23 protein-coding genes are annotated in these 25,578 nt (G+C 71.5%); 9 read left to right on the top strand and 14 right to left on the bottom strand.

From position 1 onward, the window contains the following. Positions 1–7: 7 nt before the first annotated feature. The 4 genes from P3T34_RS32340 to P3T34_RS32325 form a co-directional block, all read right to left on the bottom strand. Positions 8–430, bottom strand: coding sequence for a tyrosine protein phosphatase (locus tag P3T34_RS32340; RefSeq protein WP_280669592.1), 423 nt, complete (start codon positions 428–430; stop codon positions 8–10). Positions 431–524: 94 nt separating this feature from the next. Then, positions 525–1,664 carry a methyltransferase gene (locus tag P3T34_RS32335; RefSeq protein WP_280669591.1) on the bottom strand — a complete coding sequence of 380 codons (1,140 nt, stop codon included), beginning with the start codon at positions 1,662–1,664 and terminating at the stop codon, positions 525–527. Between the two features lie 62 nt (positions 1,665–1,726). After that, positions 1,727–2,812 (bottom strand): S-adenosylmethionine:tRNA ribosyltransferase-isomerase, encoded by a 1,086-nt coding sequence (locus tag P3T34_RS32330; RefSeq protein WP_280669590.1) that lies wholly within the window; start codon positions 2,810–2,812, stop codon positions 1,727–1,729. Position 2,813: 1 nt separating this feature from the next. Continuing rightward, positions 2,814–3,569, bottom strand: coding sequence for an SDR family oxidoreductase (locus P3T34_RS32325; protein ID WP_280669589.1), 756 nt, complete (start codon positions 3,567–3,569; stop codon positions 2,814–2,816). Positions 3,570–3,730: 161 nt separating this feature from the next. Between P3T34_RS32325 and P3T34_RS32320 the strand changes: the two genes are divergently transcribed. Then, positions 3,731–5,263, top strand: a complete 1,533-nt coding sequence (locus tag P3T34_RS32320) for an AMP-binding protein (protein ID WP_280669588.1) — start codon at positions 3,731–3,733, stop codon at positions 5,261–5,263. A gap of 16 nt (positions 5,264–5,279) precedes the next feature. Continuing rightward, the gene (locus P3T34_RS32315) at positions 5,280–6,065 is read left to right on the top strand and encodes a TIGR03084 family metal-binding protein (protein ID WP_280669587.1); all 786 of its coding nucleotides are present in this window, start codon (positions 5,280–5,282) and stop codon (positions 6,063–6,065) included. 42 nt (positions 6,066–6,107) lie between these two features. On the opposite strand, the gene P3T34_RS32310 is transcribed toward P3T34_RS32315, so the two are convergent. From P3T34_RS32310 to P3T34_RS32275, 8 genes are all read right to left on the bottom strand, one after another. Next, entirely contained in the window at positions 6,108–6,746 is a 639-nt protein-coding gene (locus tag P3T34_RS32310) for a TetR/AcrR family transcriptional regulator C-terminal domain-containing protein (RefSeq protein WP_280669586.1), read from the bottom strand. A gap of 323 nt (positions 6,747–7,069) precedes the next feature. After that, positions 7,070–7,816: a creatininase family protein gene (locus P3T34_RS32305; protein WP_280669585.1), complete on the bottom strand. Its 747-nt coding sequence runs from the start codon at positions 7,814–7,816 to the stop codon at positions 7,070–7,072. Between the two features lie 73 nt (positions 7,817–7,889). Further along, positions 7,890–8,846: a radical SAM protein gene (locus tag P3T34_RS32300; protein ID WP_280669584.1), complete on the bottom strand. Its 957-nt coding sequence runs from the start codon at positions 8,844–8,846 to the stop codon at positions 7,890–7,892. 5 nt (positions 8,847–8,851) lie between these two features. Continuing rightward, positions 8,852–10,069 carry a radical SAM/SPASM domain-containing protein gene (locus P3T34_RS32295; protein WP_280669583.1) on the bottom strand — a complete coding sequence of 406 codons (1,218 nt, stop codon included), beginning with the start codon at positions 10,067–10,069 and terminating at the stop codon, positions 8,852–8,854. 28 nt (positions 10,070–10,097) lie between these two features. Further along, positions 10,098–11,330, bottom strand: a complete 1,233-nt coding sequence (locus P3T34_RS32290) for a class I SAM-dependent methyltransferase (protein WP_280669582.1) — start codon at positions 11,328–11,330, stop codon at positions 10,098–10,100. Continuing rightward, positions 11,327–12,238, bottom strand: a complete 912-nt coding sequence (locus P3T34_RS32285) for a glycosyltransferase family A protein (protein ID WP_280669581.1) — start codon at positions 12,236–12,238, stop codon at positions 11,327–11,329. Before P3T34_RS32285 ends, P3T34_RS32290 begins: the two co-directional genes overlap by 4 nt. Positions 12,239–12,269: 31 nt before the next feature. Continuing rightward, a complete protein-coding gene (locus P3T34_RS32280) occupies positions 12,270–13,481 on the bottom strand; it encodes an arylsulfotransferase family protein (protein ID WP_280669580.1) in 1,212 nt (403 codons plus the stop codon). Positions 13,482–13,556: 75 nt separating this feature from the next. Further along, on the bottom strand, positions 13,557–15,281 hold the full coding sequence (locus P3T34_RS32275) for an ATP-binding protein (protein WP_280669579.1): 1,725 nt from the start codon (positions 15,279–15,281) through the stop codon (positions 13,557–13,559). A gap of 235 nt (positions 15,282–15,516) precedes the next feature. Here P3T34_RS32275 and P3T34_RS32270 point away from each other — a divergent pair, with 235 nt between their 5' ends. From P3T34_RS32270 to P3T34_RS32255, 4 genes are all read left to right on the top strand, one after another. Next, a complete protein-coding gene (locus P3T34_RS32270; protein WP_280669578.1) occupies positions 15,517–16,428 on the top strand; it encodes a helix-turn-helix transcriptional regulator in 912 nt (303 codons plus the stop codon). Further along, positions 16,425–16,655, top strand: a complete 231-nt coding sequence (locus tag P3T34_RS32265; RefSeq protein ID WP_280669577.1) for a DUF397 domain-containing protein — start codon at positions 16,425–16,427, stop codon at positions 16,653–16,655. Before P3T34_RS32270 ends, P3T34_RS32265 begins: the two co-directional genes overlap by 4 nt. Before the next feature lie 1,031 nt (positions 16,656–17,686). Beyond that, complete coding sequence (locus P3T34_RS32260; RefSeq protein ID WP_280669576.1) at positions 17,687–19,207, top strand: APC family permease; 1,521 nt, start codon at positions 17,687–17,689, stop codon at positions 19,205–19,207. 269 nt (positions 19,208–19,476) lie between these two features. Further along, positions 19,477–20,622 carry a nitric oxide synthase oxygenase gene (locus tag P3T34_RS32255; RefSeq protein ID WP_280669575.1) on the top strand — a complete coding sequence of 382 codons (1,146 nt, stop codon included), beginning with the start codon at positions 19,477–19,479 and terminating at the stop codon, positions 20,620–20,622. Here the strand turns inward: P3T34_RS32255 and P3T34_RS32250 are convergent. Next, entirely contained in the window at positions 20,565–21,257 is a 693-nt protein-coding gene (locus tag P3T34_RS32250) for a TetR/AcrR family transcriptional regulator (protein WP_280669574.1), read from the bottom strand. The genes P3T34_RS32255 and P3T34_RS32250 overlap by 58 nt on opposite strands. Before the next feature lie 120 nt (positions 21,258–21,377). Between P3T34_RS32250 and P3T34_RS32245 the strand changes: the two genes are divergently transcribed. The 3 genes from P3T34_RS32245 to fabG are packed head-to-tail and all read left to right on the top strand — an operon-like array spanning position 21,378 to position 24,513. Beyond that, the gene (locus P3T34_RS32245) at positions 21,378–22,526 is read left to right on the top strand and encodes an acyl-CoA dehydrogenase family protein (protein WP_280669573.1); all 1,149 of its coding nucleotides are present in this window, start codon (positions 21,378–21,380) and stop codon (positions 22,524–22,526) included. Between the two features lie 29 nt (positions 22,527–22,555). Further along, the gene (locus P3T34_RS32240) at positions 22,556–23,743 is read left to right on the top strand and encodes an acetyl-CoA C-acyltransferase (RefSeq protein WP_280669572.1); all 1,188 of its coding nucleotides are present in this window, start codon (positions 22,556–22,558) and stop codon (positions 23,741–23,743) included. Between the two features lie 11 nt (positions 23,744–23,754). Beyond that, complete coding sequence (gene fabG / locus P3T34_RS32235; protein ID WP_280669571.1) at positions 23,755–24,513, top strand: 3-oxoacyl-ACP reductase FabG; 759 nt, start codon at positions 23,755–23,757, stop codon at positions 24,511–24,513. Between the two features lie 26 nt (positions 24,514–24,539). On the opposite strand, the gene P3T34_RS32230 is transcribed toward fabG, so the two are convergent. After that, positions 24,540–25,571, bottom strand: coding sequence for an NAD-dependent epimerase/dehydratase family protein (locus P3T34_RS32230; protein ID WP_280669570.1), 1,032 nt, complete (start codon positions 25,569–25,571; stop codon positions 24,540–24,542). Positions 25,572–25,578 lie beyond the last annotated feature (7 nt).

Raw genomic sequence — 25,578 nt, 5'->3', positions numbered from 1 at the left:
GATCGGTCTAGAGCTGCGAGGTCCAGTCGCGCTGCTCGGCGGTGTCGGGGACGGCGAGGCCGCGGGCGCGTTCGATGCCGGCCCACGCGGTGTCCGGGTCGGTGCCGTTGAGGATGAGCAGGGCGGCGGCCAGCAGGGACGAGCGGCCGATGCCCGCGCGGCAGTGGGTGGTGATGTGGGCGCCCTCGCGCAGCTGCCCGGCGAGGGCGCGCAGGGTGGGCAGGATGGCGGGGAGGTCGGGGATGGTGCGGTCGGGGATGGGTATCGCGACGTAGCGGAGGCCGGCCGCCTCGGCCGCCCGGGGTTCGTCCGCGAGGCCGAGCTCCTCGCGTTCGGGGGCGGTGAGCGCGCAGACCAGGACGTCGACTCCGGCGACTTTCAGTGCGGTCATCTCGTCTTCGAGCCAGTCGTTCCCGCGGGGCCTGGCCATGGTGCTCAGCCGGCCGGGCCCCGGCAGGTCGACAGTGAAAAGGGCAGGGCGCATCGAGGTACCACTCTCGCTGGGGAGTCGGCCAGTCGGCCGGTCAGGTCCTGACGGACCGCAGGATGACGAACTTCGGGTCGCTGGTGACGACCTCGCAGTTGCCGAACAGCCGTCGCAGCTTGACATGGTAGCCAAGGTGGCGGTTGCCGATGACCCAGAGTTCGCCGCCGGGGCGCAGCACCCGGCGGGAGCCGGTGAACATCCGCCAGGCGGTCGCGTCGGTGGTCGCCTGGTGGGTGTGGAACGGCGGGTTGTTGAGCACCAGGTCCACCGAATCGGCCGGCACGTCGGACAGGCCGTCGCCGACCAGGAAGTGCCCGGCGGCGCCGGCCGGGGTGTTCGCCCGGAAGGTCGCCTCGGCCGAGGCCACCGCCTGGTAGGACTCGTCGATGAAGGTCAGCTCGGCACGGGGGTTGGCCAGCGCCGCGGCCGTGCCGACCACGCCGTTGCCGCAGCCCAGGTCGACGATGTGCTGCGGCCCCCGGCCCTGCGGGAGGTGGCGCAGGAAGAACCTGGTGCCGATGTCGAGGCGTTCGGCGCAGAAGGTGCCGGCGTGGTTGGTGACGGTCAGGCCGGCGGCCACGCCGATGTCGGCGGGCAGTTGGTAGGCGTGCGGCCACGGGCTGGCGGCGTGCTCCGGCCGGGCGTCGGGGGTGCAGAAGATCAACCGGGCCTTCTTCTCGGCCAGCGAGGTGCGGGTCGGGCCGAGGATCCGCTCGAAGAGCTTCAGCGTCGAGGTGTGGATCTCGGTGACCATGCCGGTGCCGATCACGACGGTGTCGGCGTGCACGCCCGGCGCGAGGCGGTGCAGCTGGTCCTCCAGCAGCGCCAGGCTCTTGGGCACCCGGATCAGCAGGACGTCGATCCGGGAGGGCGGCGCGTCCTGGGTCGACAGCAGCTGGACGGCGCCGGCGTCGACGCCGTTGCGTGCCAGGTTCGCCCGGGTCGCCTGCTGGGCGAGGAACGAGTCGGTGATCTGCACGGGGGCGTACGCGGCGAGGGCGGTGGTCAGCGCACCCCAGCGGTCGCCGACGACGACCACCGTGCCGGACACGGCGAGGGAGTCGAGGTGCCGCAGCAGGTAGGCGTCGGCGGCATCCCAGGCGCGAAGCGGGTCGCGGGGGTCCGCGGGGAAGCGGGCGAGGTCGAGGTCACCCCGTGACGTGGTCAGACTGTTCATCGTGCTCTCAGGCTAGCCGAGCGGCGACGGGCCGTCGGACCACCACGGTGGGACTCACCTGCTCAGAGCAGCAGGTTGACGTCGCCGAACTCGTGCCAGAGGTAGCGGTGGGCGAGCGCCTCGGTGTAGCAGAGGTCGAGCAGCGGGCGGCCGGCGATCGCCTCCAGCATCAGCAGGTGCGAGGCGCGCGGCTCGTGCCAGCCGGTCAGCAGGCCGTCGACCAGGCGTACCCCGCGCTCGGGGGTGATCACCAGGTCCGTCCAGCCGTCGGCCGCGCGCGGACGGCCGTCCGGGCCGACGGCGGACTCCAGCGCGCGGACGGCGGTGGTGCCCACCGCGATGGTCCGCCCGCCGGTGGCCCGGACGTGTTCGACCAGCCGGGCGGTCGTCTCCGGGACCTTGAACCGCTCCGCGTACGGCGCCTCGTGGGCCTCCGGGGAGGCGACGCCGGTGTGCAGCGTGATCGGCGCGATCAGGATGCCGCGCGCCACCAGGGCGCTGACCAGCCGGGGCGTGAACGGACGGGCCGCGCTGGGCATTTCACTGCTGCCGGGCTCGGCGGCGAAGACCGTCTGGTAGGCGGCGAGCGGCCAGTCGCGGTCGACGTAGCCGTACCGGATGGCCTTGCCGTGCCGGGCCAGATAGGCGGGGAGCGGCGCGGGCAGGGTGAGCCGGGCGTACCAGAGCCGGGCGGTGAACGGTCCGGTCAGCACGGCGCGGCCGCCGGCCGGCAGGGCGAGCGCCAGTTCGGGGCGCGCCGGGCTCTCCTCGGGCGGGAAGTACCCGGCGGCGGCGGACCCCGCGGCGGGCGGGCGGCGCAGTTCGACGAGGTGGGTGCCGCGGGGATCCGGATGCGCGGAGGAGAGGTGCAGCACCACCGCCGTACCGTCGGGCAGCCGGGCGGGCAGTGCGGCGGGCAGCGTCGCGGAGTTGTTGACGACCAGCAGGTCGCCGGGGCGCAGCACGGTCGGCAGTTCGGCGAACGAGCGGTGCTCGGCGCTCTGTTCGCCGCGGTGGCCGACCAGCATCCGCACCTCGTCGCGCGCCGTGCCGCGGGCCTCGGCGGGGGCGTGGGCGGACAGCTCGGACGGGACGGCGAAGTCGAAGCCGGTCACGGTGGTGGTCGTCATCTCGGTGGTGGTCGTCATCTCAACTCCCCGCCGGCGTCCGCAGGTCGGCGGCGCGGTAGCGGCCCGAACCGGGCCGCTCGCGCAGCAGCGCGCGGAAGGCCGGGACGACCGTCGCGGGCAGCGGCCGATCCGAGATGTCCTCGCCGGGGAAGGCCTCCTGGTGCATCCGGGTGCGCAGGTCACCGGGGTCGACCGACCAGACCCGCAGCTGCGGCTCCTCGACCGCGAGGACGGCCGAGGCGTGGTCCAGGGCGGCCTTGCTCGCGCCGTAGCCTCCCCAGCCGGGGTAGGCCTCGACCGCGGCGTCCGAGCTGAGGTTGATCACCGTGCCACCGTGCGAGCGGAGTTGGGGCAGCAGCAGCTGGGTGAGCGCGATCGGGGCGAGGACGTTGACCTCGAAGGTCTCCAGCAGGCCGGGCAGCGGGAACTCGGCGAGGGTGGGCAGCGCGGCGCCGGCGAGGTCGTAACCGGTCAGCGTGGAGGCGTTGTTGATCAGCAGCTCGGCGCCGCCGAGCCGGGCGGCGGCCTCGGCGAGGTCGGCCCGGTGGTCGTCGTCGACCACCGATCCGGGCAGCGCCGTCACGGTGGTCAGCCGGCTCAGCGCGGCTTCGGCGGCGGAGAGTTCGGTTCCGTCGCGGGCCGTGATCACCAGCTGCCAGCCGTCCTCGGCCAGTGACCGGGCGAGTTCGAGGCCGAGGCCGCGCGAGGCACCGGTGACCACGGCGACGGGACGGGCGGAGGCGGCGGGGCGCGGGGTGGGGTCGGTGAGGTCCATGACTGCACTCTCCCTCCGCGGCCGCCGGCGGCGGATCGGCCGACGGTCGGGAGCGGGCGGGGCCCTTGGTCCTAGGGCATCGGAAGGTCCTAGGACCACCGACCAGGGCAACGCGAGGGAGGGGCTGGCGCCCGGGCCGCGAGTGGGGCCAGAGTGGCGGGATGCAGACAGCACTGTCCGTGATGGACTTTTTGAACCGGGCCGAGCAGGTGTACCCGGACCGGCTCGGCATTGTCGACGAACCCGTCCAACCAGCCGAGCCCTGGCACGAGTTGACGTATCGACGGATCGCCGAGCTGGCCCGCGCGCAGGCCGCGGGGTTGGACCGGCTGGGGATCGGCCAGGGCGAGCGGGTCGCGATCGTCTCGCACAACTCGGCCAGGTTGATGACCTCGCTCTTCGGAGTCAGCGGATACGGGCGGGTGCTGGTCCCGATCAACTTCCGACTGAAGGCCGAGGAGGTCGCCTATATCGTCGAGCAGAGCGGCGCCACCCTGCTGCTGGTGGACCCGGAGTTGGACGAGGCGCTGGCCGGGGTGCCCTGCGCCCGCCGCTATGTGCTCGGTGCCGAGAGCGACTCCGAGCTGTACGACTTCGACCATGAGCCGGTCCGCTACGAGATCGACGAGAACGACACCGCCACCATCAACTTCACCAGCGGAACCACCGCCCGCCCCAAGGGCGTTCAGCTCACCCACCGCAACTGCTGGCTGAACGCCACCCTGATGGCCCTGCACTTCGGGGCGAACGATCGCGATGTGTATTTGCATACTTTGCCCATGTTTCACGCGAACGGTTGGGGGATGCCCTACGGCCTGACCGGCCTGGGCGCCCAGCACATCGTGCTGCGCAAGGTGGACGGCGCCGAGATCCTGCGCCGGGTCGAGCGGCACGGGGTGACCTTCCTGTGCGGCGCGCCCGCGGTGTGCACGGCGGTGCTCGACGCGGCGGCCGACTGGGACGGGCCGATCCCCGGCCGCGACCGGGTGCGGATCATCGTGGCCGGCGCGCCCCCGCCGAGCAGCGTGATCCAGCGCATCGAGAGCGAGCTGGGCTGGGAGTTCATGCAGATCTACGGCCTGACCGAGACCTCCCCGATCGTCACGGTGAACCGCACCCGCGCCGAGTGGGACGGGCTGTCGGGCGCCGAGCGGGCCGATCGGCTGGTCCGCGCGGGCGCCCCGGCGATCGGCACCGAGCTGCGGGTGGACGAGCAGGGCGAGGTGCTGGTGCGCTCCAACACCGTGCTCACCGGCTACTGGGACCGCCCGGACGAGACGGCGGCCGCGCTGAAGGACGGCTGGTTCCACACCGGGGACGGCGGCACGCTGGAGGACGGCTACCTGACCATCTCGGACCGGAAGAAGGACGTGATCATCACCGGCGGCGAGAACGTCAGCTCGATCGAGGTGGAGGACGTCCTCTACGACCACCCGGACGTCGCCGAGGTCGCCGTAATCGGTGTGCCGGACACCAAGTGGGGTGAGACGATCAAGGCGCTGGTCGTCCTCAAGCCGGGCCGCAGCGCGGACGAGGCGGCGCTGATCGCGCACTGCAAGGCCCGGATGGCGGGCTACAAGTCCCCCACGTCGGTGGAGTTCCGGGACACCCTGCCGCGCACCACCACCGGCAAGCTGCAGAAGTTCCGGCTGCGCGAACCGTACTGGGCCGGCCGCAGCCGCGGCGTCAACTGAAGGAGCTGCCGAAGACATGCCCGACCTCTCTGAGCTGATCACCGACCTGACCGCCGAGTGCTCCGAACTCGACGCCCTGGTGGCCGACCTGACCACCGAGGGCTGGTCCACCGAGACCTCCGCCCCCGGCTGGACGATCAGCCACCAGATCTCCCACCTGGCCTGGACGGACGCCTGGGCGCTGCGCGCGCTGCGTGAGCCGGTCGGCTTCGAGGCCGCCGCCCGGGACCTCTTCACCGGGCCCGACAACGCCGTCGACGCGGGCGCGGAGGCCGGCGCACGGCGGCCGCACGGCGAGCTGCTGGCCGACTGGCGGGCCGGACGGGCCGAGCTGGCAAAGGAGTTGGCCGCGGCCGACCCGGCCGGCAAGCTGCCCTGGTTCGGCCCGCCGATGAAGCCGCTCTCGATGGCGACCGCACGGATCATGGAGACCTGGGCGCACGGTGAGGACGTCGCCGACGCCCTCGGCGTGCAGCGGGCGCCGACGGCCCGGCTGCGGCATATCGCCCATCTGGGCTTCCGTACCATCCCGTTCGCCTTCGCGGCCAACGGACTCCCGCAGCCCGACGCCGCGCTGCGCGTCGAACTCACAGCCCCCGACGGCGAGTTGTGGGTCTGGGGACCGGCGGACGCGGTGGACCGGATCAGCGGCCCCGCGCTGGACTTCTGCCTGCGGGTGACCCAGCGCCGGCACCCGGACGACCTGGCCCTGACGGCGGTCGGCCCGGTGGCCACCGCCTGGCTGCCGATCGCCCAGGTGTTCGCGGGGCCGCCGGGAGCCGGACGGGCGCCGTCCGCCTGATCCCCTTCGCCACTGACGCCGAGCGGCCGACGCCCACGGGTGTCAGCCGCTCGGCGTCAGCCCGCCCAGCAGCAGGCGCAGCGCGAGCTCGAAGCCGCGCTCGTCCAGCCCGCCCGGACCACCGCCGCGTGCCGTCGAGGCCTCCAGGGCTCCGGCCAGCTCCGGGTAGTGCGGCCGGTAGTCGGCCGCCGCGCGGGTGAATCCCGCGGTGAAGGTCTCCAGCGCCGAGCCCAGCACCAGGTAGTCCAGCGCGGCCGCCGCCTCCGCCGCGTCGGCCGGTGCCAGCCCGGCGGCGGTGAGCGCACCGAGCAGCTTGTCGTACCCCAGCAGCTGGCGAGTCGCCTCGACCCGGCGCCGGGCGAGCAGCGCGATGGTGTTCGGGTGCCGCAGGAAGACCTGCCGGTAACCCCGGGCGTAGCGCGCCACACCCGCCCGCCAGTCCTCGACACCGGTCGCGCCGTCCAACGGCGCGTGGTCGATCTCGGCGTTGACCAGCTCGGCCAGCGCGTCCAGCAGCTCGTCCTTGCCGCTCACATGGTTGTAGAGCGAGGCCGCCTTGACGCCGAGCCGCTCGGCCAGCGCCCGCATGGTGAGCCCGGCAGGGCCGTGCTCATCGACCACGGCCAGGGCCGCTCTGGCGATGATCTCCCTGCTCAGCAGGTTCCTGACCGGTCGCCCCACGCCCCCGCCTCCCGTTGATCCGCCGTCGCAGTGAAGGTTACAGCCCGATGAGTGCGACTTCTTGAGGTACCTGTCACTGCGGCGATGGGCTGACCTGCGCTGGTGCCAGTTGCATCTCGCACCGCGGCATCCGGAATGCTGAGCCTTGTTGGCACTTTGGTACACGATCACGGCAGAGCGAGACGAACATATGTACGCCTGATTTCCGAAACGCCCTTCCCTGCGGGGATCTTCGCCGTAGGTTCGTCCTACGTGATCAGGTCATGACGAAAGGCGAGGGGCCTAGCCTCAACGTTATCTCTGCGGGTCCGACCGAAGGGGGCTTACTCGTCACCCAGTTCGAGGTTCACCGCCTGGACGAGCTGGTCGATGATCTCCGGGAGGAGGCGGTGGCCGATGTCGGCGCTGGCCTTTCCGGCTTGGTAGATGACGCCCGTGCGGGTCTTGAGGGCGTCGGGGACGGGCAGGATCAGGTAGCGGACCCTGCGTTCGCTGGTGTCGTCGGCCAGCAGGTGTTCGCGCACTTGGTGCGGGGCGATGTGCATCATCAGGCTGGTCTCGACCATCGCCGCGTGGTTGTCCTCGCTGCGGGCCACGCCGTTCTCGCGGGCGATGTCGTTACGGGTGTCCTCGGGTGCGAAGTCCCACCAGGCTGCTGCCATGACCTTGGCACCGGGGGCCTGGGCGAGGAAGAGCTCGGCGGCCTCGTGGACGACCGGCAGGTTCGCGATGTGGCCGTGCAGGACCAGGAACCTGCGCGCGCCGTGCCGGTAGGAGGCGGTGAGCACATCCAGGACCAGCTGGGTCATGGTCGAGGCCCGCAGGTTGGTCATGCCGGGGAACTCACCGCCGGCGCGCACGGGGTCGGTCTTGACGCCGAACGGGATCGGCGGCAGGACCAGTGCAGGGATGCGGGCGTCGAGCTGTTCGGCGAGGTAGGTGGCGATGACGGTGTCGGTGGACAGCGGCAGGTGCGGGCCGTGGGCCTCGATGGCGCCGATGGGCAGGACGACGGTGTGGGTCGTGATCCGTTCCTCGTACTGCGGCCACGACAGATCCTGAACACGCATGGGTGATGTCCCCTTCTCGGAAGCGTAGGAGACCGGGCCCGTGGTGGGCCCGGGTGTGCGTACGGTGCCTTTGTCAGTTGCGGGTCCAGCCGAGGCTGGGCACGGTGGGCCGCTGGTGTCTGCCGGCGAGCTTGAGGTTGAGGAAGTCCTCCTTGTTGCAGCAGCCGTTGCCGGCCTTGCAGTTGTTCCAGGGCACCTCGCGTAGCGGGAGGCGGAAGTCGGGGGCGAGGGCGTTGCCGAGGCGGTCCTGCTTGAGGACGTAGTACCGGGAGCAGGGGTACACCTCGCCGTCGATGCCGATGTAGAGGTAGTCGTGGCCGGCCGAGCAGGGCTGGCCCTGAACGTCGTTGAGGGCGAGGAGGTTGACCTTGAGCACGTCGGGGTCGGCACCGAGCGCGATGGCCTGCTGGATGCCGGCGTCGGTTTGGAGGATGGGGGCCATCTGAGTGGCCTGGTGGTGGTCGCCGGTGGCGGTGCCGGGGTCGTAGCCGAGGTCGAGGTTGAACCGCAGTCCCGCGGCCTGAGCGGCGGCCCGCAGGACGGCAATCTGTTCGGCGTTGTCGGGGAAGAGCAGTGCGTTGACGACGGTGAAGCAGCCGTACTTTTCCTGGGCGAAGCGGGCGTTGTCGATGAGGCGGTCGACGGTGATCTCGGTGTGGTGGTGGGTGATCCACAGAGAGAGCTTGGAGAGGTCGGCGTCGGCCGCGAGGCGGGGAAGGCGCCGCTTGAGCAGGGAGCCGTTGGTCAGCACCTCGACGAAGCGGACGGAGGGTTGGCGGGTAAGCCAGGCGGCCTGCGTCATGAAGTCGTTGGAGGTGAAGGGTTCGCCCAGGGTGGCCAGGCGGACGCCGACGTCGAAGGGCTGGGCGGCGATCCAGCGCACGATGCTCTCGAAGTCGCTGCGGTCCCTCGGGCGTTTCCAGTCGTAGGTGTTGCTCTTGGCGTAGTCCTTGACGGACACGCAGTAGGTGCAGTGGAAGTTGCACAGCCGCTGCGAGGAGACGTACCAGATCTTCACCATGGGTCGCATCGCCGTCACCGCCCCTGGTCTGCGGCGGTCGCGGGGAACGCGGCGAGGGGGCGGAACTGCCGTTCGGGAAAGTCGGGCCGCTGATCGTGGCAGGTGCGGCAGAGGAAGTCGGCGGGGGCGTCCTCGGCACCGAAGACGCGCCGCCGCAGCCGGATCGCGGCCGGGCTGGTCATGATCTCGTGGAGGGAGCCGTCGCGGATGTGGCCGAAGACCTCGCGCTGGTGGAAGTCGTTGCAGCAGGCGAACAGGTCGCCGGTCACGGAGAAGTAGGCGTGGTTGAGCGGCCAGCTGCAGCCGCCGAGGCGGCCTGCGGCGTGGACGTCCTGGTGGTACTCGTTGGTCAGGACGCCGGCGCGGTCGCAGGTCTGGGTGGGGTGGACCGTCACGCCGCGCGGCTCGTAGCGCTCGCGCAGACCGTCAGCGCTGCGCTCGAGGTCCTCGTCGGTGCCGTTGACGGCGACGGTGATCGGGAAGCCGGCGTCGATGGCCAGGTCGAGGTGGCGCAGGCTGGCGCGGTAGGTCGTCGCACCCGTGAGCCGCTGGAACTCTGCGGCGTCGAGCGAGGGGATGTTGACGACCAGGTGGTGGAGCACGCCGGTCTGCGCGAGCAGGTCGATCTTGGCCGGGGTGAGAGCGGAGGCGTTGGTGCTGAGCGACAGCTTCAGGTGGTGGTCGGCGAGCAGGTGGACGCGCTGGTCGAAGAAGCGGTCCAGGGTGGGCTCGTTGAAGAAGTGGAAAGTGACGAACTTGATCGTCTCAGCATGGGGCTGGAGCTTGCCGAGGATCTCCTCATACAGGTCCATGGGCATCGTGGCGGCCGGCTTGGGCTCGGTGGACACCGGGCAGTAGCGGCAGCGCCAGTTGCAGTGGGCGGTGATCTCGATCTGCGCGGTCAGCAGCCGGTACTCGGCGCAGATCTCCTCGGGCGGCTGGAGCCAGCCCTTGGCGGTCAGGTGCTCGATGAGGTCCTGGCCGAACTCGGCGGCCAGCTCGCCGGCGGGCAGCGGGTCGCGGGCGGCCCTGTTCAGCGCGGCCAGTCCGGCCGCGTCGTGCTGCCAGTCGACGCGGCGGCCCAGGCCGATCACTCCGTAGGCGGCGCCTGCGGGGTCGGTGATGACGGGGAGGGTGGGGCCGCGGGTGTCGGTCATGTAGATGACCGGGGCGGGCTCGCCGGAGCGGATCACGGTCAGGTACGGGGAGGTCTGGAGCAGGTCGGGGAGCACGGGTCCTCCGAAGGGGATGGCGCGGCGGTCAGGCCGCGGTGCGGGCGGGGCGGGCCGCGCGGATGAGGTGGAAGAGGCAGGAGTAGGGGATGCGCTCGACCTGGCGGATGCGCCAGGCGGGCAGCTCGGCGTGGCCGCGGGAGTTGACGCGCGGCTCGTCGAAGCCGGTCACCGTGAGCCCAGCGGTGGTGAAGGCGTGCCAGTAGGTGCTCAGCGGCCGGTGCACGTACGGGATCGGGGCGAAGCCCTCCCAGGCGGTCAGCAGGTAGGGGCCGGCGCCGAAGTAGTCGTCGACGGCGTAGGAGGCGGCCTCTTCGGGACGTGGGGAGTCCGGGGCCGGGCGGTGCCAGTGGCGCGGGCCGCACGAGAAGCAGGGGTGGCTGAGCGCCACGGCCATCCGGCCGCCGTCGCGCAGGACCCGTCCGGCCTCGGACAGGGCGGCGTCCAGGTCGGGGACGGAGGTGAGCAGGTGGTTGCAGACGATCGCGTCGAAGGAGCGGTCGGCCAGCGCGTTGAGGTCGGTGGCGGAGGCGGCGAGGTAGGTGATCCCGAGCGGCTGGGCCTGCTCGTGCCGCATGGCGGCCTCCAGCATCCGCCGGCTGATCTCGACGCCGGTCACGTCGGCGCCGGCCTGGGCGAGCTTGCGGGCGAGGTAGCCGTTGCCGCAGCCCAGGTCGAGCACCTCGGCTCCGGCGAGGTCGCCGAGCGGGGCGAGCAGGGCGTGGTCGGTGACGTACTTGCGGTGCTCGTCGCCGTCGGCGTCGAAGCCGGCGTCCCACGGCTTGGTGTTCGTGTCCCACAGTGCGGCGATGGCAGTGTCGTCGAGACCCTCGGCGCGGTGCTGGTCGGCCGGCAGGGTGCGGGGTATGAAGGGCTTGGAGCTGATGGCCAGTGCCGGGACGGCGGCTTGGCCGGTGACCGGGTGGCGGTGCTCGAACTCCAGCCGTTCCAGGGAGGGTTGGGCTTTGCCGGTCCACGGGGAGCGGTAGCGGAAGTAGTACTGCCAGGCGGCGAAGGGCTCCTCGACGGTCTCGGTGCCGATCGCGCAGGTGGAGCAGTAGAAGCGGCGGGTGGCCGGGCAGTAGGCGGTGGCCATGAAGTGGCGGGCCTGGCGGCAGAGCGCACAGGTGTAGCGCCAGTGCAGGTGGCAGCGCGGGGCGGGTGAGCCGAGGTCGAAGGCGGCGGTGCGCAGGGGGTAGTCGTCCTGGGCGGTGTTGATGGCCCGGCAGTAGAAGCACGCGGTCCCGGCGGGCTGGGTCACGTCGCCTCCTGGAGGCAGAAGTAGTGGGGTATGCGGGCGTGGTCGGGCGGTCGGCCGGTGGTGAACCAGCGGTGGGTGTCGCCGAGGACCGCGTCGAACATCTGGTGCGGGATCGGCAGTCCCGCGGCGATGCGCTGATTACGGTGCTCTTCGAGGGCGTCCATCCACACGCGGAAGGCCAGCACGTGGGTGTCGCGGGTTGGCCAGGCGGCGTGGATGCGGCGACGGACCACGGTGAAGGGGCTGGGCACACTCCGCTGGGCGTCGGCCACCAGGCCGCTGCCGTGTGGGAGTTGGTGGTAGATCGAGGTGAGCGCGTCGACGAAAGCGGCACGGTAGCCGAGGGTGCGGGTGAGGGACAACCACATGTCCCAGTCCTCGCAGTGCGTGAGGCTCTCGTCGAAGTGCACCGGGCTGTCGCGGAAGGAGCGGGTGACCACGGAGCCGGTGTGGATGTAGTTGGCGACCAGCAGGAAGTCCGCGTCGTACGGGTACGCCTTGGTGGGCATGCCCAAGCGGTCGTCCGGAAGCTGGGCCAGGCGCCGGCCGGCGACGAGCGCGCCGAGGTAGACGAGGTCGTCTCCGCTGGTGTGCAGGTGCTTGACGGCGGTGTCCAGATGACCGGGCAAGACGATGTCGTCGTCGTCCAGGAATGCGAGCAGGTCCCCTTGGGAGCGGGCGATGCCGGCGTTTCGCGCGGCCGAGACGCCGCGGTGTTCGGGCAGTTCGACCAGGATGAGGTCCAGGCCCAACTGCCTGGCCCAGGCGGCCACTGGGCGGGTGAGCGATGGGCCGGCGTCGTTGACGACGAGGACCTCGAAGTCGGTGTACGTCTGGGCCGCCAGGCTGGCCAGGGCCTGGTGCAGCAGCTTCGGCCGCTGGCGGGTGGGCAGGATGACGCTGATCACCGGAAAGCCTCCTCCGATGGGCAGTGCGAGGTCAGGCCCTGGTGTCCTCGGCGGGCGCCGGGCGGCCCTGCAGGAGCCTGGTGGTGGCGCCCGGGACGCCGGACAGGCGGTAGAAGGTGACGCGGCTGGTGTCGGCGGCGCGGGGTTCCTTGCGGGTCTGCCATCGCCAGGCGATGCGTCGGCGCGGGGTGACCTCGAAGGCGCGTCCGGTTTGGGCCTCGCAGACGAGGGTGTTGCCGTTGGGGAGCCGTTCGCAGCCGCCGGCCAGCTCGGTGAAGAACCGCTCGCCCGGCCGGGTGCCGTACTGCCACACGATCTTCCGGGCCGCAGGGTCCACCTCCAGCACACGGGAGCGGCCGACCGCGCGCCCGTTGTCGAAGACCAGCAGGTTCCCACCTGGCAGCATCGAGGGTTGGTGCTGCCCGGACATCTCACCCGGACCCCACCACCACAGCACCCGAGGCGTGTCCGGGTCGACCACCGCGATCAGGTCCAGGTTCCGCATCGACACCAACACGGAGCCGGCGGGCCACAGTCCGGCCGGGTGCTCGGCCAGCACCTCGACGGTGTTGGTGTGCAGGATGTCGCACGGTGAGCCCTGCAGCTGCCGCAGCAGTTGCAGCGCGCGGGTGACCGGGCCGCTGGAGGAGCCGGTGGCGAACAGGTACTCGGCCTCGCCGGTCAGCGTCCCGCCGTCACGGGCGAACGCGGCCTGCTTCACCACGATCAGGCGGCGGATCATGGACGCGAGGGCGGGTTCGGTGGCCAGGACGTCGAGCAGGGACACCTCGCCGACCGGGCGACCGCTGGCGTCGAGTTCGGCGAGCGTGTTGTCCAGCACCGTGGCCGACAGCCCGTCGAAGGTGATGCGGCGCGGTGCTTCGGCCAGCGCCAGCACGCCACCACCGGGCAGCAGGGCCAGGTCGTGGTGGGCGGCGATGTCGGCCTGCCACAGCAGCGTGGAGTCCGGGGCGAGCTTGAGCAGCGCGCGCAGCGGCACCATCGCAAACAGGCAGCCGTCCTGGTCGACTTCGACGTGGTTCCAGCCGCGCAGGAAGCTCGGCGGGTCGTCCGACAGCGGGGGCTGGGCGGCGCGGTGGCTCCAGGTGTGCACCTCGGCGCCCCTGCGGTCGATGAGCCTGGCGTACGGCGTGGGGTAGGAGGAGGCCGGGGAGTAGACGAAGTGGTCGACCCTGTCTCCATGGTCGGGCATGGCCTGGTCGTGCTCGGGTGTCGCGGACAAGAGCGCGCTCCTTGGTGGGCTGAGTGGCCTGGTGGAGGTCGCTTTCAGTGGTGTTCGGCCGGCGGGCCGGTCGGTTCAGTCGCGGGTGATGTCGCGGTTCGCGGCGAGGATCTCCTGCGCCGTCTCCCACAGGGCCGGCAGCGCGGCGACGGTCTCCTTCGCCTTGGCGAGGAGGTCGCTCGGTGAGGTGATGCCGAGGTCGGCGAGGACTTCCTCGAACGCGGGCGCGAGTGCGTGGCCACGGTCCGGGGCGTCGGCGGCGAGGATCTTGTGGCAGCGGGCGAACGTCGCCACGATCCAGAACATGGCTTCACGGTGGTCGCCTCGGCGCGCGAGCTCGTAGCTGGCGTCGATGGCGATCGGCCGCGCGGCCGGGGTGATGTCGGTGCTGAAGAAGAACGGGGTCCTGGCATTCGCCGACGCCGCGTCGAAGGTCCGGGCCAAGGCGTCGACGTGGTACTCGACCCGGTCGGCCGTCAGGTTCTGGCAGCCCGTCATCCGCAGCAGGCCCGGGTATTGGTCGGTGAGGCCGTACTCGGCCAGGACGTCGCGGGCCCGCAGGTAGCGCAGCCGAACGGTGGGGTTGCGCAGGGCTGCGACGAGCAGGAGGTGGGTGGTGACGCCGGTCGGGAACAGCCAGTTCGTCACCTGGTCGTGCCAGGGCGCCGTGGTGTCGAGGGACCTCAGGGAGGTTTCGATCTTCTGGCGGACACTCTCGCAGCGGCGCCGCACCCATGGCTCGTCGGCGAAGGAACGCGCGACCTGGGCCTGCAGCTCGCGCAACTCGCCGGTCGGGTCGTCGATGACGGTGTCGCGGCTTAGGCCCCCGGCGAGGTGGTAGTTCGCCAGCGCCGCCGGGGCCGGCCAGAGCTGCTCCCAGGACAGATGAGTGACTTCCAGCAGCACGCCCTGGTGCTCGAACTTGCCGAGCTTCAGTCCCTCGACGGGCTTGTCGGTGACCAGCATGATGTCCACGTCGGTGCCGACGGGAAGTGCCGCGTCCGGGGCGAGGGCCACCGTCGAACCGCTGAAGTACGCGCCGCGGTACCCCTCGTACCGCTGGCCTTCCCGCTTGACCCAGTCCGCTGCCGCACCACGTGCTGTCTGAATGTCCATGGGCGTCATTGTGCCGCCGCCCGCGGCCGCCGGGCCGCCTACCGAGCCCGCACGAGCGTCCCCAACTCGGCCTATTGACAAGGCGTTCGACCTGTCGAACGAGTCTCGCCCGCCCGCAGCGAGTGGCGCTGCGGCGATGTCGCCGGCGCCGTGGTCCGGCTCAGCACACTCGTTCCTCTCGTAGGGCAGGTGGCACCTGATCTGCTTGCCGATCGGCGTGAGGTCGACCTGCCATCCGGAGGAGAGGAGGTCGACCAGGGGAAGTCCGCGACCGGACTCCGCACGGCCGTCAGTCGGCATCGGGCTGCGGACCGGCAGCCGGTCCCGCTGCGGGTCGTGGACCTTGACCCAGACGCCCTTGGGGTCGGCCTCGACCTCGACGACCAGCGGGACGAAGTCCCCGCAGGCCCGCACCGAGTTCCCGATGAGGTCCGATGCCACCAGCTGGACCGCCTCGGTCGTCGCGGTCGCGACCCCCGCCGCAGTCAGCGTCTTGTCCGCCAGTTCCCGCACGACCCGCAGGTGGTCTCGGGAGGCGCTCATGTGGACGGCGAAGCCGGACGGTCTGATCGTCAGGTAGAAGCCGAGGGCCGCCTGCGCGATCGTCTCGGCAGGGACCTGGCCATGCGGTACGGGATCGCGCACAGTGCGGCGCGGCGCGCAGAGAGCCTGGTCATCGTGCATAGCGTGCTCCCATTCGAAAGAGCGTTCCACCAGGCCCGGTTGAGGGCGCGGTCGCGCGCTGCGGAGTCGGAAAGCACGTCGGTATCCGGACATGGATCAGCGTCCGGCACCCGGCGCACGGCAGCGGCATATGCCACGAAGCGTGGTTGGAGCATCACGCTTTGCTACCGCTCCACAGCATGCCCCCAGACGCGGCATGCGGGCAATATGCCCTCCTGATATTTCTTCAGATCGGTTGCCCACCGCACTCGTCGACCGCCACACTGGGTCCATGGCGCACAGGAGTCCGGCACCCCAGTCCGTGTATCGCCGTCAACTTTCTTCCCAGCTCAAGGCATTGAGAGAGGCGGCGGACCTGACGCTGACAGCGGTCGCTGAAACCGTCGAAGTGAACCAGGGCTCGCTCAGCCGCATCGAGACCGGCAAGCGCGGCACGACGCCAGTGCTGGTAAAAGCCCTGCTCGACTGTTACGGCGTCACCGATCCAGCCGTTCGGGAGGACCTCCTGGACCTGGTGCGTGCCGACCTGGCCCAGCGCAACACCTGGTGGCGCAAGTATTCGGCGCTGATGAACCCCACCCAGTACGTCGGCTACGTGACGCTGGAGTCCAGCGCGAGCACCCTTCGTTCCTACGAGTCGCAGCTGATCCCGGGGCTCCTTCAGAGCGAGGAGTACGCGCGGCGGGTCATCACGGCGATGCGCGTCGACCTGGACGCGAAGGGCATCGAGGCCCTCGTGGACGTCCGCATGCAGCGGCAGATCCTGCTAGACGCCGAGGACGCCCCGAAGCTGTGGGCCGTCATCGACGAAGCCGCCATCCGCCGCATGCGCGGATACCCGGCGGTCATGAAGGGCCAGCTGGAGCACCTGCTGGACGTGGAGCCCCGCACCAACGTCACCCTGCAACTGTTGCCCTTCGACACCGGATTCCATCCGGCCCTGTACGGCTCCTTCATGCTCATGGGCTTCCCCGAACCCAACCCGGACCTGGTATGGGTGGAGAATCTGACCAACTCGGTCTGCTTCGAGGGGGCAGCCGACGTGGAGCGCTACACCGAGGTCTTCGACCACCTGCGAGCCTCAGCCCTCGGACCTCCGGAGACTCGCAGCCGTATCAAGAGCATGATCAAGGAGCTGTGTACGTGAGCACCGCCAAGCCCGACCCCGCCGAGCTCGACTTCTCCGCCGTCAACTGGGAGAAGAGCCCGTTCAGCGGGGGCAACAACAACTGCGTGGAGTTCGGCGCCGTCGGCGGCTTCGTAGCCATGCGCGATTCCCAGCGGCCCGAGCAGACGCCGCTGGTCTACACCCGCGACGAGATCAAGGCCATGATCCTCGGCGCGAAGGCCGGGCACTTCGACCACTTCGCATGACCGGATCGCTGGCGTGATGAGCGGCGGAGGCCGGCCCCAGAGATAGTGGGGCCGCCCTCCGCCGTCATCCTCCCAGACACACCGCCGATCTAAAGGAAACCCACCCGGCCCTCGCCGGCTCCTGGACCGACTCAGCCGGCCGCTCTGATCGAGGCGTTGACCTTGGCGGAGGCAGCCGCGGAACGGACCGCCGCCGCCTCGACGCCAAACAGGCCGTGCGGCGCCTGCGGAGAACCGCGAGCTGCGGCCCGATGCCCACCAATTACCCAGAGCGACCTGGCAGCCAGCGGCCGTGCAGCAGAAGAACGCCCAGAAGATGAACGCGGGAAGCCCGTTGCTGTTGCCGTGCAGCGTGCACACCCCCGCGCCGGAGCGGCTCCAGCAGACGACCGCGGACCGGCGCGCGCAGGGGAAGCCCGGTGGCGGGCAGCACTTCCGGGCGGCTACGGCTCCACGCGCGGACGAGGAGCCGTCGCCCGCAGAACTACAGCTGGCTCGCCCGCCCGGGTGGACCGCCGGCGCATGAGACGCCCGCCGGTCCGATGCTTCGAAGGCCACCTACCGTGGCGGTCGACTCCGCCACCGCAGCTCGCGACCACACTACGCCGAGGCGTCACCCGGCTCGTACCGGTTTCCTGATCCCCGCCAGGCAGGGGCGACGGGGTCCTCGGCGACGTCGCCGCCCTCCGCCAAACTCGGCGATGTCACTGACTCATAGCCGATTCGCTACTGATCGTTCCGACATCCCCGAGGCTCAACCTGGCCACGAAGCGACTGACCGGGACCACTCTCGTAACAGAGCCGACGGCGGGTTCCGACCCTCGTAGCCAAGCGCCGACTGTCGTCTCGCAGCTGATCAGGCAGACCAGCATCTAGTTGATCTTGGTGACAGCTATCGCCGTTGTGTGTCAGCTAAAGATCTCAGTCGCATCAAGGCCCTTCCGCTGCGCCGGGTGGCGGAGCTACCGTTCCCGACTAACTAAGTTAGTTTTCCCCCACGGCACAGCCACGACACAGCGAGGCGGACGCAGATGAGCGAGCAATCCCCCGGCAGACCCACCGACAACGGACCCACCGACGACAGCGAGCGGCTGGCGGCCCTCGGCTACCGCCAGGAGCTGCGCCGCAGCCTCGGCATCCTCGGCAACATCGCGATGGGCTTCGCCGTCGTCTCCCCCGTGGTCGGCCTCTACGCGGTCGCCCAGGTCGGCATGAGCATCGACGGCGGCGCCTGGGTCTGGGCACTGCCGATCTGCCTGCTCGGCCAGGCCCTCGTGGTCTGCGTCTACGCCGAACTCGCCTCGCAGTGGCCGCTGGCCGGCGGCGCCTACCAGTGGACCCGGCGCCTGGCCAACCCGTCCTTCGCCTGGATGAGCGGCTGGCTCTGGCAGTTCGCCGTGATGTTCGCCAACACCACGGTCGCCTACCTCGCCTCACCCTGGGTCTTCGCACTCTTCGGCGCCACCCCGACACCCGCCCAACTCGTGCTGGTCTCAGCCGGATTCACCCTGCTCTGCGCGCTGGTCAACGCCTACGGCATCAACCTGCTGCGCTGGTTCGTCTCGCTGGGGATCGCCGCCGAGGCGGTCGCCTCGGTGCTGGTCGGCGTCTCACTGCTGCTCTTCTTCCGCAAGCACGGCTTCTCGCTGCTCACCGACACGCTGGGCGCCCCCGCCGCCAACCACACCGGCGGCCTGATGGCCTTCCTGGCCGTGATCGCGGTGGGCGGCTGGGCGTTCATCGGCTTCGACGCCTGCGTCTCGACGGCCGAGGAGACCAAGGACGCGGGCCGCCAGGTGCCGCGCGCCATGTGGTACGCGCTGCTCAGCGTCGGCGCGGTGGTCATCCTGAACGCCGTCGCCGTGGCGCTGGCCCACCCGAACCCGGCGGACGTGGTCACGGGCAAGGACCTCGACCCGGTCACCACGGCCGTGACCAGCTCGTTCGGCGACTGGTCGGCCAAGCCGTTCGTCGTCGTGGTGCTGGTCAGCTTCACCGCCTGCCTGATGGCCTCGCAGGGCGGCGCCGCCCGCGGGCTCTACTCGCTGGCCCGGGACGGGGTCTTCCCGTTCTCCGCCAAGGTGCGCAAGGTCAACAAGCACCAGGCGCCGATCGGCGGGCTGGTCGCGGCCACCGTGATCAGCTGCTCGGCGCTGCCGCTGGGCCTGCGCAGCACCGCGATGGGCAGCCTGATCACCTTCGGCAGTGCGGCCACCTTCCTGCCGTTCTTCCTGCTCACGCTGGCCGCGCTGATCGCCCGGCTGCGAGGCACCTGGCGGCCGGCCGGCGAGGTGTCGTACGGCCGGGCCGGGACGGCGCTCAACGCGCTGGCCGTGCTGTGGACCGGCCTTGAGGTGCTGAACATCTGCTGGCCGCGCACCATCCTGGCGCCGCCCGGTGCGCCCTGGTACCAGGTCTGGGCCGCGCTGATCGGCGTGGGCACCGTCACCCTGCTGGGCCTGGGCTACCTGCTGCTGCGCCGGCCGCAGGACAGGATGCGCGAGACCGACGCGGCGGCGCCCGCCGAGGAGTTGGCACCCGCAGCAAGCTGACCCCGCAGCCGCAGCGGGCTCAACCCCGCCGGTGGCCGGGTCCGGTTGGACCCGGCCACCGGCGCATGTGACACTTCGTCATATCATGTCCATTACAAGACCCCCGCATAAACCACCAGATTAGCGCGGGCTGCGGTAACTCTGTGCGAATTTGCTCACCGAGAGCCGTCTGACCGGTTACGTCCGGTATTCCTATGGTCGGAAAGGACGCGCACTTGATCTTCAGTCGGATTCGCACCCACAGGCCGGCCCCCACCACCGGGTGCCCGATGGGCCACGGCGACAGCCCCGCCGAGCCCGCGCAGCCCCCACGCCCAGCGCCCTCCGGCGCGTTCACCGATCCCGACCAGGCGGTCGGCTTCCTGCGGCAGTTCCACGAGGAGCAGCCCGGTGTGCTCGACCCCGCAGGGCGGGTGCGCCGGGTGCTGGACGAGATCGACCGCACCGGCACGTACGAGCACACTCCTGAGGAGCTGGCCTTCGGCGCCCGGGTGGCCTGGCGCAACTCCGCCCGCTGCATCGGCCGGCTGTACTGGCGCAGCCTGGTGGTGCGCGACCTGCGCGCGCTCGGCTCGGCCGACGACATCGCCGAGGAGTGCTTCGAACACCTGCGGCTGGCCACCAACGAGGGCCGAATACGCCCGATGATCACGGTCTTCGCCCCGGACCGCCCCGGCCGGCCCGCCACCCGCGTCCTCAACCAGCAGCTGGTGCGCTACGCGGGCTACCCCCGGCCGGACGGCGGCTGGAAGGGCGATCCGGCCGGCGGCCAACTCGCCGCACGGGCCAAAGAGCTGGGCTGGAAGTCGGGCGAGGGCCGGTTCGACGTCCTGCCGCTGCTGGTCCAGGAGCAGCCCGGCGAGCGCCCGCGCTGGTACGAACTGCCGGACGACACCACCCTGGAGGTGCCGCTCGTCCACCCCGACCACGCATGGTTCGCCGAGCTCGGCCTGCGCTGGTACGCGGTGCCCGCGATCAGCGACATGACGCTGGAGATCGGCGGCATCCGCTACCCCGCCGCGCCGTTCAACGGCTGGTACATGGGCACCGAGATCGGCGCCCGCAACCTCGCCGACGCCGACCGCTACGACCTGCTGGCCGAGGTGGCCGGCCGGCTGGGCCTGGACACCGGCAACCAGCGCACGCTCTGGCGCGACCGGGCATTGGTGGAGCTGAACGTCGCCGTGCTGCACTCCTTCGAGGCGGCCGGGGTGACGATGGCCGACCACCACACCGAGTCCGAGCGCTTCCTCAAGCACATCGCCCAGGAGACCCGGTGCGGGCGCCCCACCCCCGCCGACTGGAGCTGGATCGTGCCCCCGATCTCCGGCGGCGTGACGCCGGTCTTCCACCGCTACTACGACGCGGTGGACCCCTCGCTGCGCCCGGCGTTCGTGGCGCGCGAGCCCTGGTGAGGGGTGACGGTCCGCAGGAAGCGCAGGTCGAGGCCGTCCAGTAGCGCCTCCAGGCCGGTCTCGAAGGCGCCCTCGTCGATCTGCCGACGGTGCTCGGCGATCCGGTGCGCCTCGCCGAGGTGCGGGTACTCGGTCGCGTACAGCTCGGCGTCCTCGGGGAAGCCGGCCGCGAACGAGCCCAGCGCCGAGCCGGTGACGAAGTAGCGCATCAGCGCGCCGATCCGGGTCGCCTGGCTGCGCGGCCAGCCCGCCTGGACCAGGCAGCCGTAGACGGCGTCGGCCAGCCGCAGCGCGTTCGGCCGCCGGCCCGGGCCCTGGGCCAGCACCGGGACGATCCGCGGGTGCGCGGCGAGCGCGGCGCGGTAGGAGCGGGCCCAGTCGCGCAACGCGGGGCGCCAGTCGGCGCCGGCCGCCGGGAACATCGACAAATCCACCTCGCCGATCACGCTGTCCACCACCGCGTCGAGCAACTCGTCCTTGGTCGCGAAGTGGTTGTAGAGCGAGGGGCCGCTGACCGACAGCACGGCGGCCAGCCGCCGGGTGGAGAGCGCGTCCAGGCCGTCGGCGTCCACCAGGGCCAGCGCGGCCGCGACGATCCGCTCGCGGCTGAGCAGCGGAGTACGGGGGCGGGCCATGGCGGTTCCTCCGGTGGAGTGAGTGGAACGGCATTCTCGCAGGCCCCTCTTCCCAGAACGGGCCCGGCGGCGCTAGAGTCCGAAAAAACTTGCACCGCTAGTTTTCCTGAGGGGTCAGCGATGGACCTGGAGCTGTCCGAGGAGCAGGCGGCCGTTCGCGCGCTGGCCGCCGAGTTCACCGATCGCGAGATCGTCCCGCACGCCGCCGCCTGGGACCGCGCCGAGTCCGTGGACCGGGCGATCATCGGCAAGCTCGGCGCGCTCGGCTTCCTCGGCCTGACCATCCCCGAGGAGTACGGCGGCAGCGGCGGCGACCACCTCGCGTACTGCCTGGTGCTCGAGGAGCTCGGCCGCGGCGACTCCGCCGTGCGCGGCATCGTCTCGGTCAGCCTCGGCCTGGTCGCCAAGTCGGTCAGCGGCTACGGCAGCGAGGAGCAGAAGCGGCACTGGCTGCCCCGGCTGACCTCCGGCCGGGCACTCGGCTGCTTCGCCCTCACCGAACCGGGCACCGGCTCGGACGCCGCCAACCTGGCCACCCGGGCCCGGCGCGACGGCGACCACTGGGTGCTCAGCGGGACGAAGATGTTCATCACCAACGGCACCTGGGCGGACGTCGCGCTGGTCTTCGCCCGCACCGGCGAGCCCGGCCACCGGGGCGTCAGCGCCTTCCTGGTACCGACCGACACCGCCGGCCTGACCCGCCGCGAGATCCACGGCAAGCTCGGGCTGCGCGGCCAGGCCACCGCCGAGCTGGTCCTGGACGGCGTCCGGGTGCCCGACAGCGCCCGGCTCGGCCCCGAGGGCAAGGGCTTCACAGTGGCGATGGCGGCGCTGGCCAAGGGGCGGATGTCGGTGGCGGCCGGCTGCGTCGGCATCGCGCAGGCCTGCCTGGACGCCGCGGTCGGCTACGCCAAGGAGCGCGAGCAGTTCGGCAAACCGATCGCCTCCTACCAGCTGGTGCAGGAGCTGATCTCGGACATCTCGGTCGACCTGGCCGCCGCCCGGCTGCTCACCTGGCGGGTCGCCGACCACATCGACCGCGGCCTGCCGTTCGCCACCGAGTCCTCGGTCGCCAAGCTGTTCGCCAGCGAGGCGGCCGTCCGGGCGGCCAACAACGCGCTGCAGGTCTTCGGCGGGTACGGCTACATCGACGAGTACCCGGTCGGCAAACTCCTGCGCGACGCCCGGGTGATGACCCTCTACGAGGGCACCAGCCAGATCCAGAAGCTGCTGATCGGCCGGTCCCTCACCGGCGTCAACGCGTTCTGACCACCTACACCTCCCAGGAGCCCAAAGCCGTGCGCCCTGTCTACTTCGCCGCCGCCCGCCGCACCCCGATCGGGCGGCTGCGCGGCGCTCTCTCCTCCGTGCGCCCCGACGACCTGTCGGCCGCCGTGCTGCGCGGCCTGCTGGCCGACGTCCCCACCCTCGACCCGGCCCGGATCGACGACGTCTACTGGGGCGCCGCCAACCAGGCCGGCGAGGACAACCGCAACGCCGCCCGGATGGCGGTGCTGCTGGCCGGCCTGCCCGACTCGGTGCCCGGCGCCACCGTCAACCGGCTCTGCGCCTCGGGGATGGAGGCGGTCACCACCGCCGCCCGGGCGATCGGCTCCGGCGAGGCCGAGATCGTGGTCGCCGGCGGCTGCGAGTCGATGAGCCGGGCGCCCTTCGTGCTGCCGCGCCCCGACGAGGCCCTGCCGCACCGGATGGAGACCTTCGACACCCGCCTCGGCTGGCGGATCACCAACCCGCGGATGCACGAGCTGCACGGCGTGCTGAGCATGGGCGAGACCGCCGAGGAGGTGGCCGCCCGCTACGGCATCAGCCGCGAGCGCCAGGACGCCTTCGCCCTGCGCAGCCACCAGCGCGCGGCCGCCGCCCGCAAGGACGGCCACTTCGCCGCCGAACTGCTGCCCGTGCTGCGGCCGGACGGCGTGACGGTCAGCCAGGACGAGAGCATCCGGGAGGACAGCAGCCTGGAGCGGCTCGCCCAGCTCAAGCCGGCCTTCAGGGCCGGCGGCACGGTGACCGCGGGCAACGCCTCGCCGATGAACGACGGCGCCGCCGGCCTGCTCCTGGTCAGCGAGGAGGCCCTGCACGAGCTGGAGTTGGAGCCGCTGGGCCGCTATGTCGCGGGTGCCTCGGCCGGGGTGCACCCGGACGTGATGGGCATCGGGCCGGTGCCGGCCACCCGCAAGGTGCTCGGCCGGCTCGGCTGGAGCGTCGAGGACGTCCAGGAGGCCGAGTTCAACGAGGCGTTCGCCGCCCAGGCGCTGGCCTGCGTCGACCAGTTGGGCTTCGACCCGGAGCTGGTCAACCCGTCCGGCGGCGCGATCGCGCTGGGCCACCCGCTGGGCGGCTCCGGCGCCCGCATCCTCACCACCCTGCTGCACCGGATGCGCCGCACCGGCGCCCGGCGGGGCCTGGCCACCATGTGCGTGGGCGTCGGCCAGGGCAGTGCCGTACTCGTCGAGAACAGCTGAGGGAGAGTCATATGTCCAAGTTCACCGGCAAGGTGGCCGTCGTCACGGGCGCAGCGCAGGGCATCGGCGCCGCCACCGCGCAGCTGCTCGCCGAGCAGGGGGCCACCGTCGCGGTGGTCGACCTGACGGCCGAGCGGGCGCAGGGCACGGTCGACGCCATCACCGCCAAGGGCGGCAGCGCACGGGCGTTCGGCTGCGACGTCTCCGACTACGACGCCGTGGAGGCCGTCTTCGCCGCGGTGGCAGCGGAGTTGGGTGGCATCCAGATCCTGGTCAACAACGCCGGGATCACCCGCGACAACCTCTTCTTCAAGATGCCGAAGGCCGACTGGGACACCGTGCTCGCGGTGAACCTCACCAGCGCCTTCAACTGCAGCCAGGCGGCCCAGAAGTACATGGTCGCGCAGAAGTACGGCAAGATCGTCTCGCTCAGCTCGCGCTCGGCGCTCGGCGCCCGCGGCCAGGCCAACTACGCGGCCGCCAAGGCCGGGATCCAGGGCCTGACCGCCACCCTGGCCATCGAGTTGGGCCCGTACAACATCAACGTCAACGCGGTCGCGCCCGGCTACATCGCCACCGCGATGACCGCCGCCACCGCCGAGCGGGTCGGCGCCACCCCCGAGGACCACCAGACGGAGGTGGCCGGCCGCACCCCGCTGCGCCGGGTCGGGCGCCCCGAGGAGATCGCCTCGGTGGTCGCCTTCCTGGCCAGCGAGGAAGCCTCGTACGTCAGCGGCCAGACCCTCTACGTCAACGGCGGTGCCCGCTAAGCCTGTTGGCCCGGGGGTGGCTCCCGCTACCCCCGGGCGTCCCACGCGTCGAGGATGCGCTGCTCCTTCTCCGGGCTCAGGCCGCGCTCCTGGACGCTGCGCTGGGCGAAGCTGCGGTAGGCGCCGAACGCCTCCTGCTGCCCCTGCGGGGTGTCGAGCCAGGCCCAGGTGTCCCGGATGGACTCCGCCACCGGGCGGCAGCGCAGCCCCGCCGCGATCGCCTTCGCGGAGTCCGGCTCCCAGACGGCGGGGCCGCTGTCCACGGGGCTCCACAGCGGCAGCTCGGTCCACATCTCGACCTCGTGCTCGCGGAGCAACGCGTCGTCCACCCAGACGAGTTCGGCGCGCCCACCGGTCAGCGCCACGCACTCGCCCAGGTACTCGCCCCAGGTGGTGTTGGCCCGGACCCCGCTGACCAGGTAGCGGCCGGCGGCGCCGCGCTCCACCTGGTCCAGGCCGAAGGCCGCGATGTCGCGCGCGTCGATCAGCTGCATGGTCCGCCCGGGCGCGCCCGGCGCCACCATCCGGCCGCCGCGGGCCGCCCGGTCCAGCCACCAGGTCAGCCGACGGGCGCGGTCGCCCGGACCCATGATCAGACCGGGCTGCAGGATCAGCGCGCCCGCGGGGAAGCCCTCCTCGACCGCCCGCTCGCAGCCCGACTTGAGCACGCCGTAGTCGCCGTCCTCCCGGCCCGCGTCGGGGGCGCACTCCTGACGGGGGGAGGACTCGTCCACCGGCACCTCGGGCCAGCCCTGCACCGCGTTGATGGAGGAGACGAACACATACGACGTGGTCTGCTCCGCCAGCGCCCGCACCGAGGCACCGACCACCTGGGGGACGTAGCCGCAGACGTCCACCACCGCGTCCCACGGGCCGGCCGCGGCCAGCCGCTCCAGGTCGGCCGGCACCTCGCGGTCGCCGCGGACGACCCGCACGCCCGGCAGGTCGACGGCGGTCTGCCCGCGGTTGAAGGTCGTCACCTCCCAGCCGCGCGCCAGCGCGTCGGCCACGAAGGCCTGCCCGAGGAACACCGAACCGCCGATCACCAGAAGTCTCATGCCGTCG

It is taken from the genome of Kitasatospora sp. MAP12-44 (assembly GCF_029892095.1).
GTDB lineage: Bacteria > Actinomycetota > Actinomycetes > Streptomycetales > Streptomycetaceae > Kitasatospora.
The sequence above is the reverse complement of the archived record's forward strand: the minus strand, read 5'-3'. Positions and strand labels throughout refer to the sequence as shown.

Excerpts from the sequence above, each read along its gene's own strand:
- P3T34_RS32340 (WP_280669592.1), bottom strand. The coding sequence starts at position 430 with ATGGCCAGGCCCCGCGGGAACGACTGGCTCGAAGACGAGATGACCGCA.
- P3T34_RS32335 (WP_280669591.1), bottom strand. The coding sequence starts at position 1,664 with ATGAACAGTCTGACCACGTCACGGGGTGACCTCGACCTCGCCCGCTTC.
- P3T34_RS32330 (WP_280669590.1), bottom strand. The coding sequence starts at position 2,812 with ATGACGACCACCACCGAGATGACGACCACCACCGTGACCGGCTTCGAC.
- P3T34_RS32325 (WP_280669589.1), bottom strand. The coding sequence starts at position 3,569 with ATGGACCTCACCGACCCCACCCCGCGCCCCGCCGCCTCCGCCCGTCCC.
- P3T34_RS32320 (WP_280669588.1), top strand. The coding sequence starts at position 3,731 with ATGCAGACAGCACTGTCCGTGATGGACTTTTTGAACCGGGCCGAGCAG.
- P3T34_RS32315 (WP_280669587.1), top strand. The coding sequence starts at position 5,280 with ATGCCCGACCTCTCTGAGCTGATCACCGACCTGACCGCCGAGTGCTCC.
- P3T34_RS32305 (WP_280669585.1), bottom strand. The coding sequence starts at position 7,816 with ATGCGTGTTCAGGATCTGTCGTGGCCGCAGTACGAGGAACGGATCACG.
- P3T34_RS32300 (WP_280669584.1), bottom strand. The coding sequence starts at position 8,846 with ATGCGACCCATGGTGAAGATCTGGTACGTCTCCTCGCAGCGGCTGTGC.
- P3T34_RS32275 (WP_280669579.1), bottom strand. The coding sequence starts at position 15,281 with ATGCACGATGACCAGGCTCTCTGCGCGCCGCGCCGCACTGTGCGCGAT.
- P3T34_RS32260 (WP_280669576.1), top strand. The coding sequence starts at position 17,687 with ATGAGCGAGCAATCCCCCGGCAGACCCACCGACAACGGACCCACCGAC.
- P3T34_RS32255 (WP_280669575.1), top strand. The coding sequence starts at position 19,477 with ATGGGCCACGGCGACAGCCCCGCCGAGCCCGCGCAGCCCCCACGCCCA.
- P3T34_RS32250 (WP_280669574.1), bottom strand. The coding sequence starts at position 21,257 with ATGGCCCGCCCCCGTACTCCGCTGCTCAGCCGCGAGCGGATCGTCGCG.
- P3T34_RS32245 (WP_280669573.1), top strand. The coding sequence starts at position 21,378 with ATGGACCTGGAGCTGTCCGAGGAGCAGGCGGCCGTTCGCGCGCTGGCC.
- fabG (WP_280669571.1), top strand. The coding sequence starts at position 23,755 with ATGTCCAAGTTCACCGGCAAGGTGGCCGTCGTCACGGGCGCAGCGCAG.
- P3T34_RS32230 (WP_280669570.1), bottom strand. The coding sequence starts at position 25,571 with ATGAGACTTCTGGTGATCGGCGGTTCGGTGTTCCTCGGGCAGGCCTTC.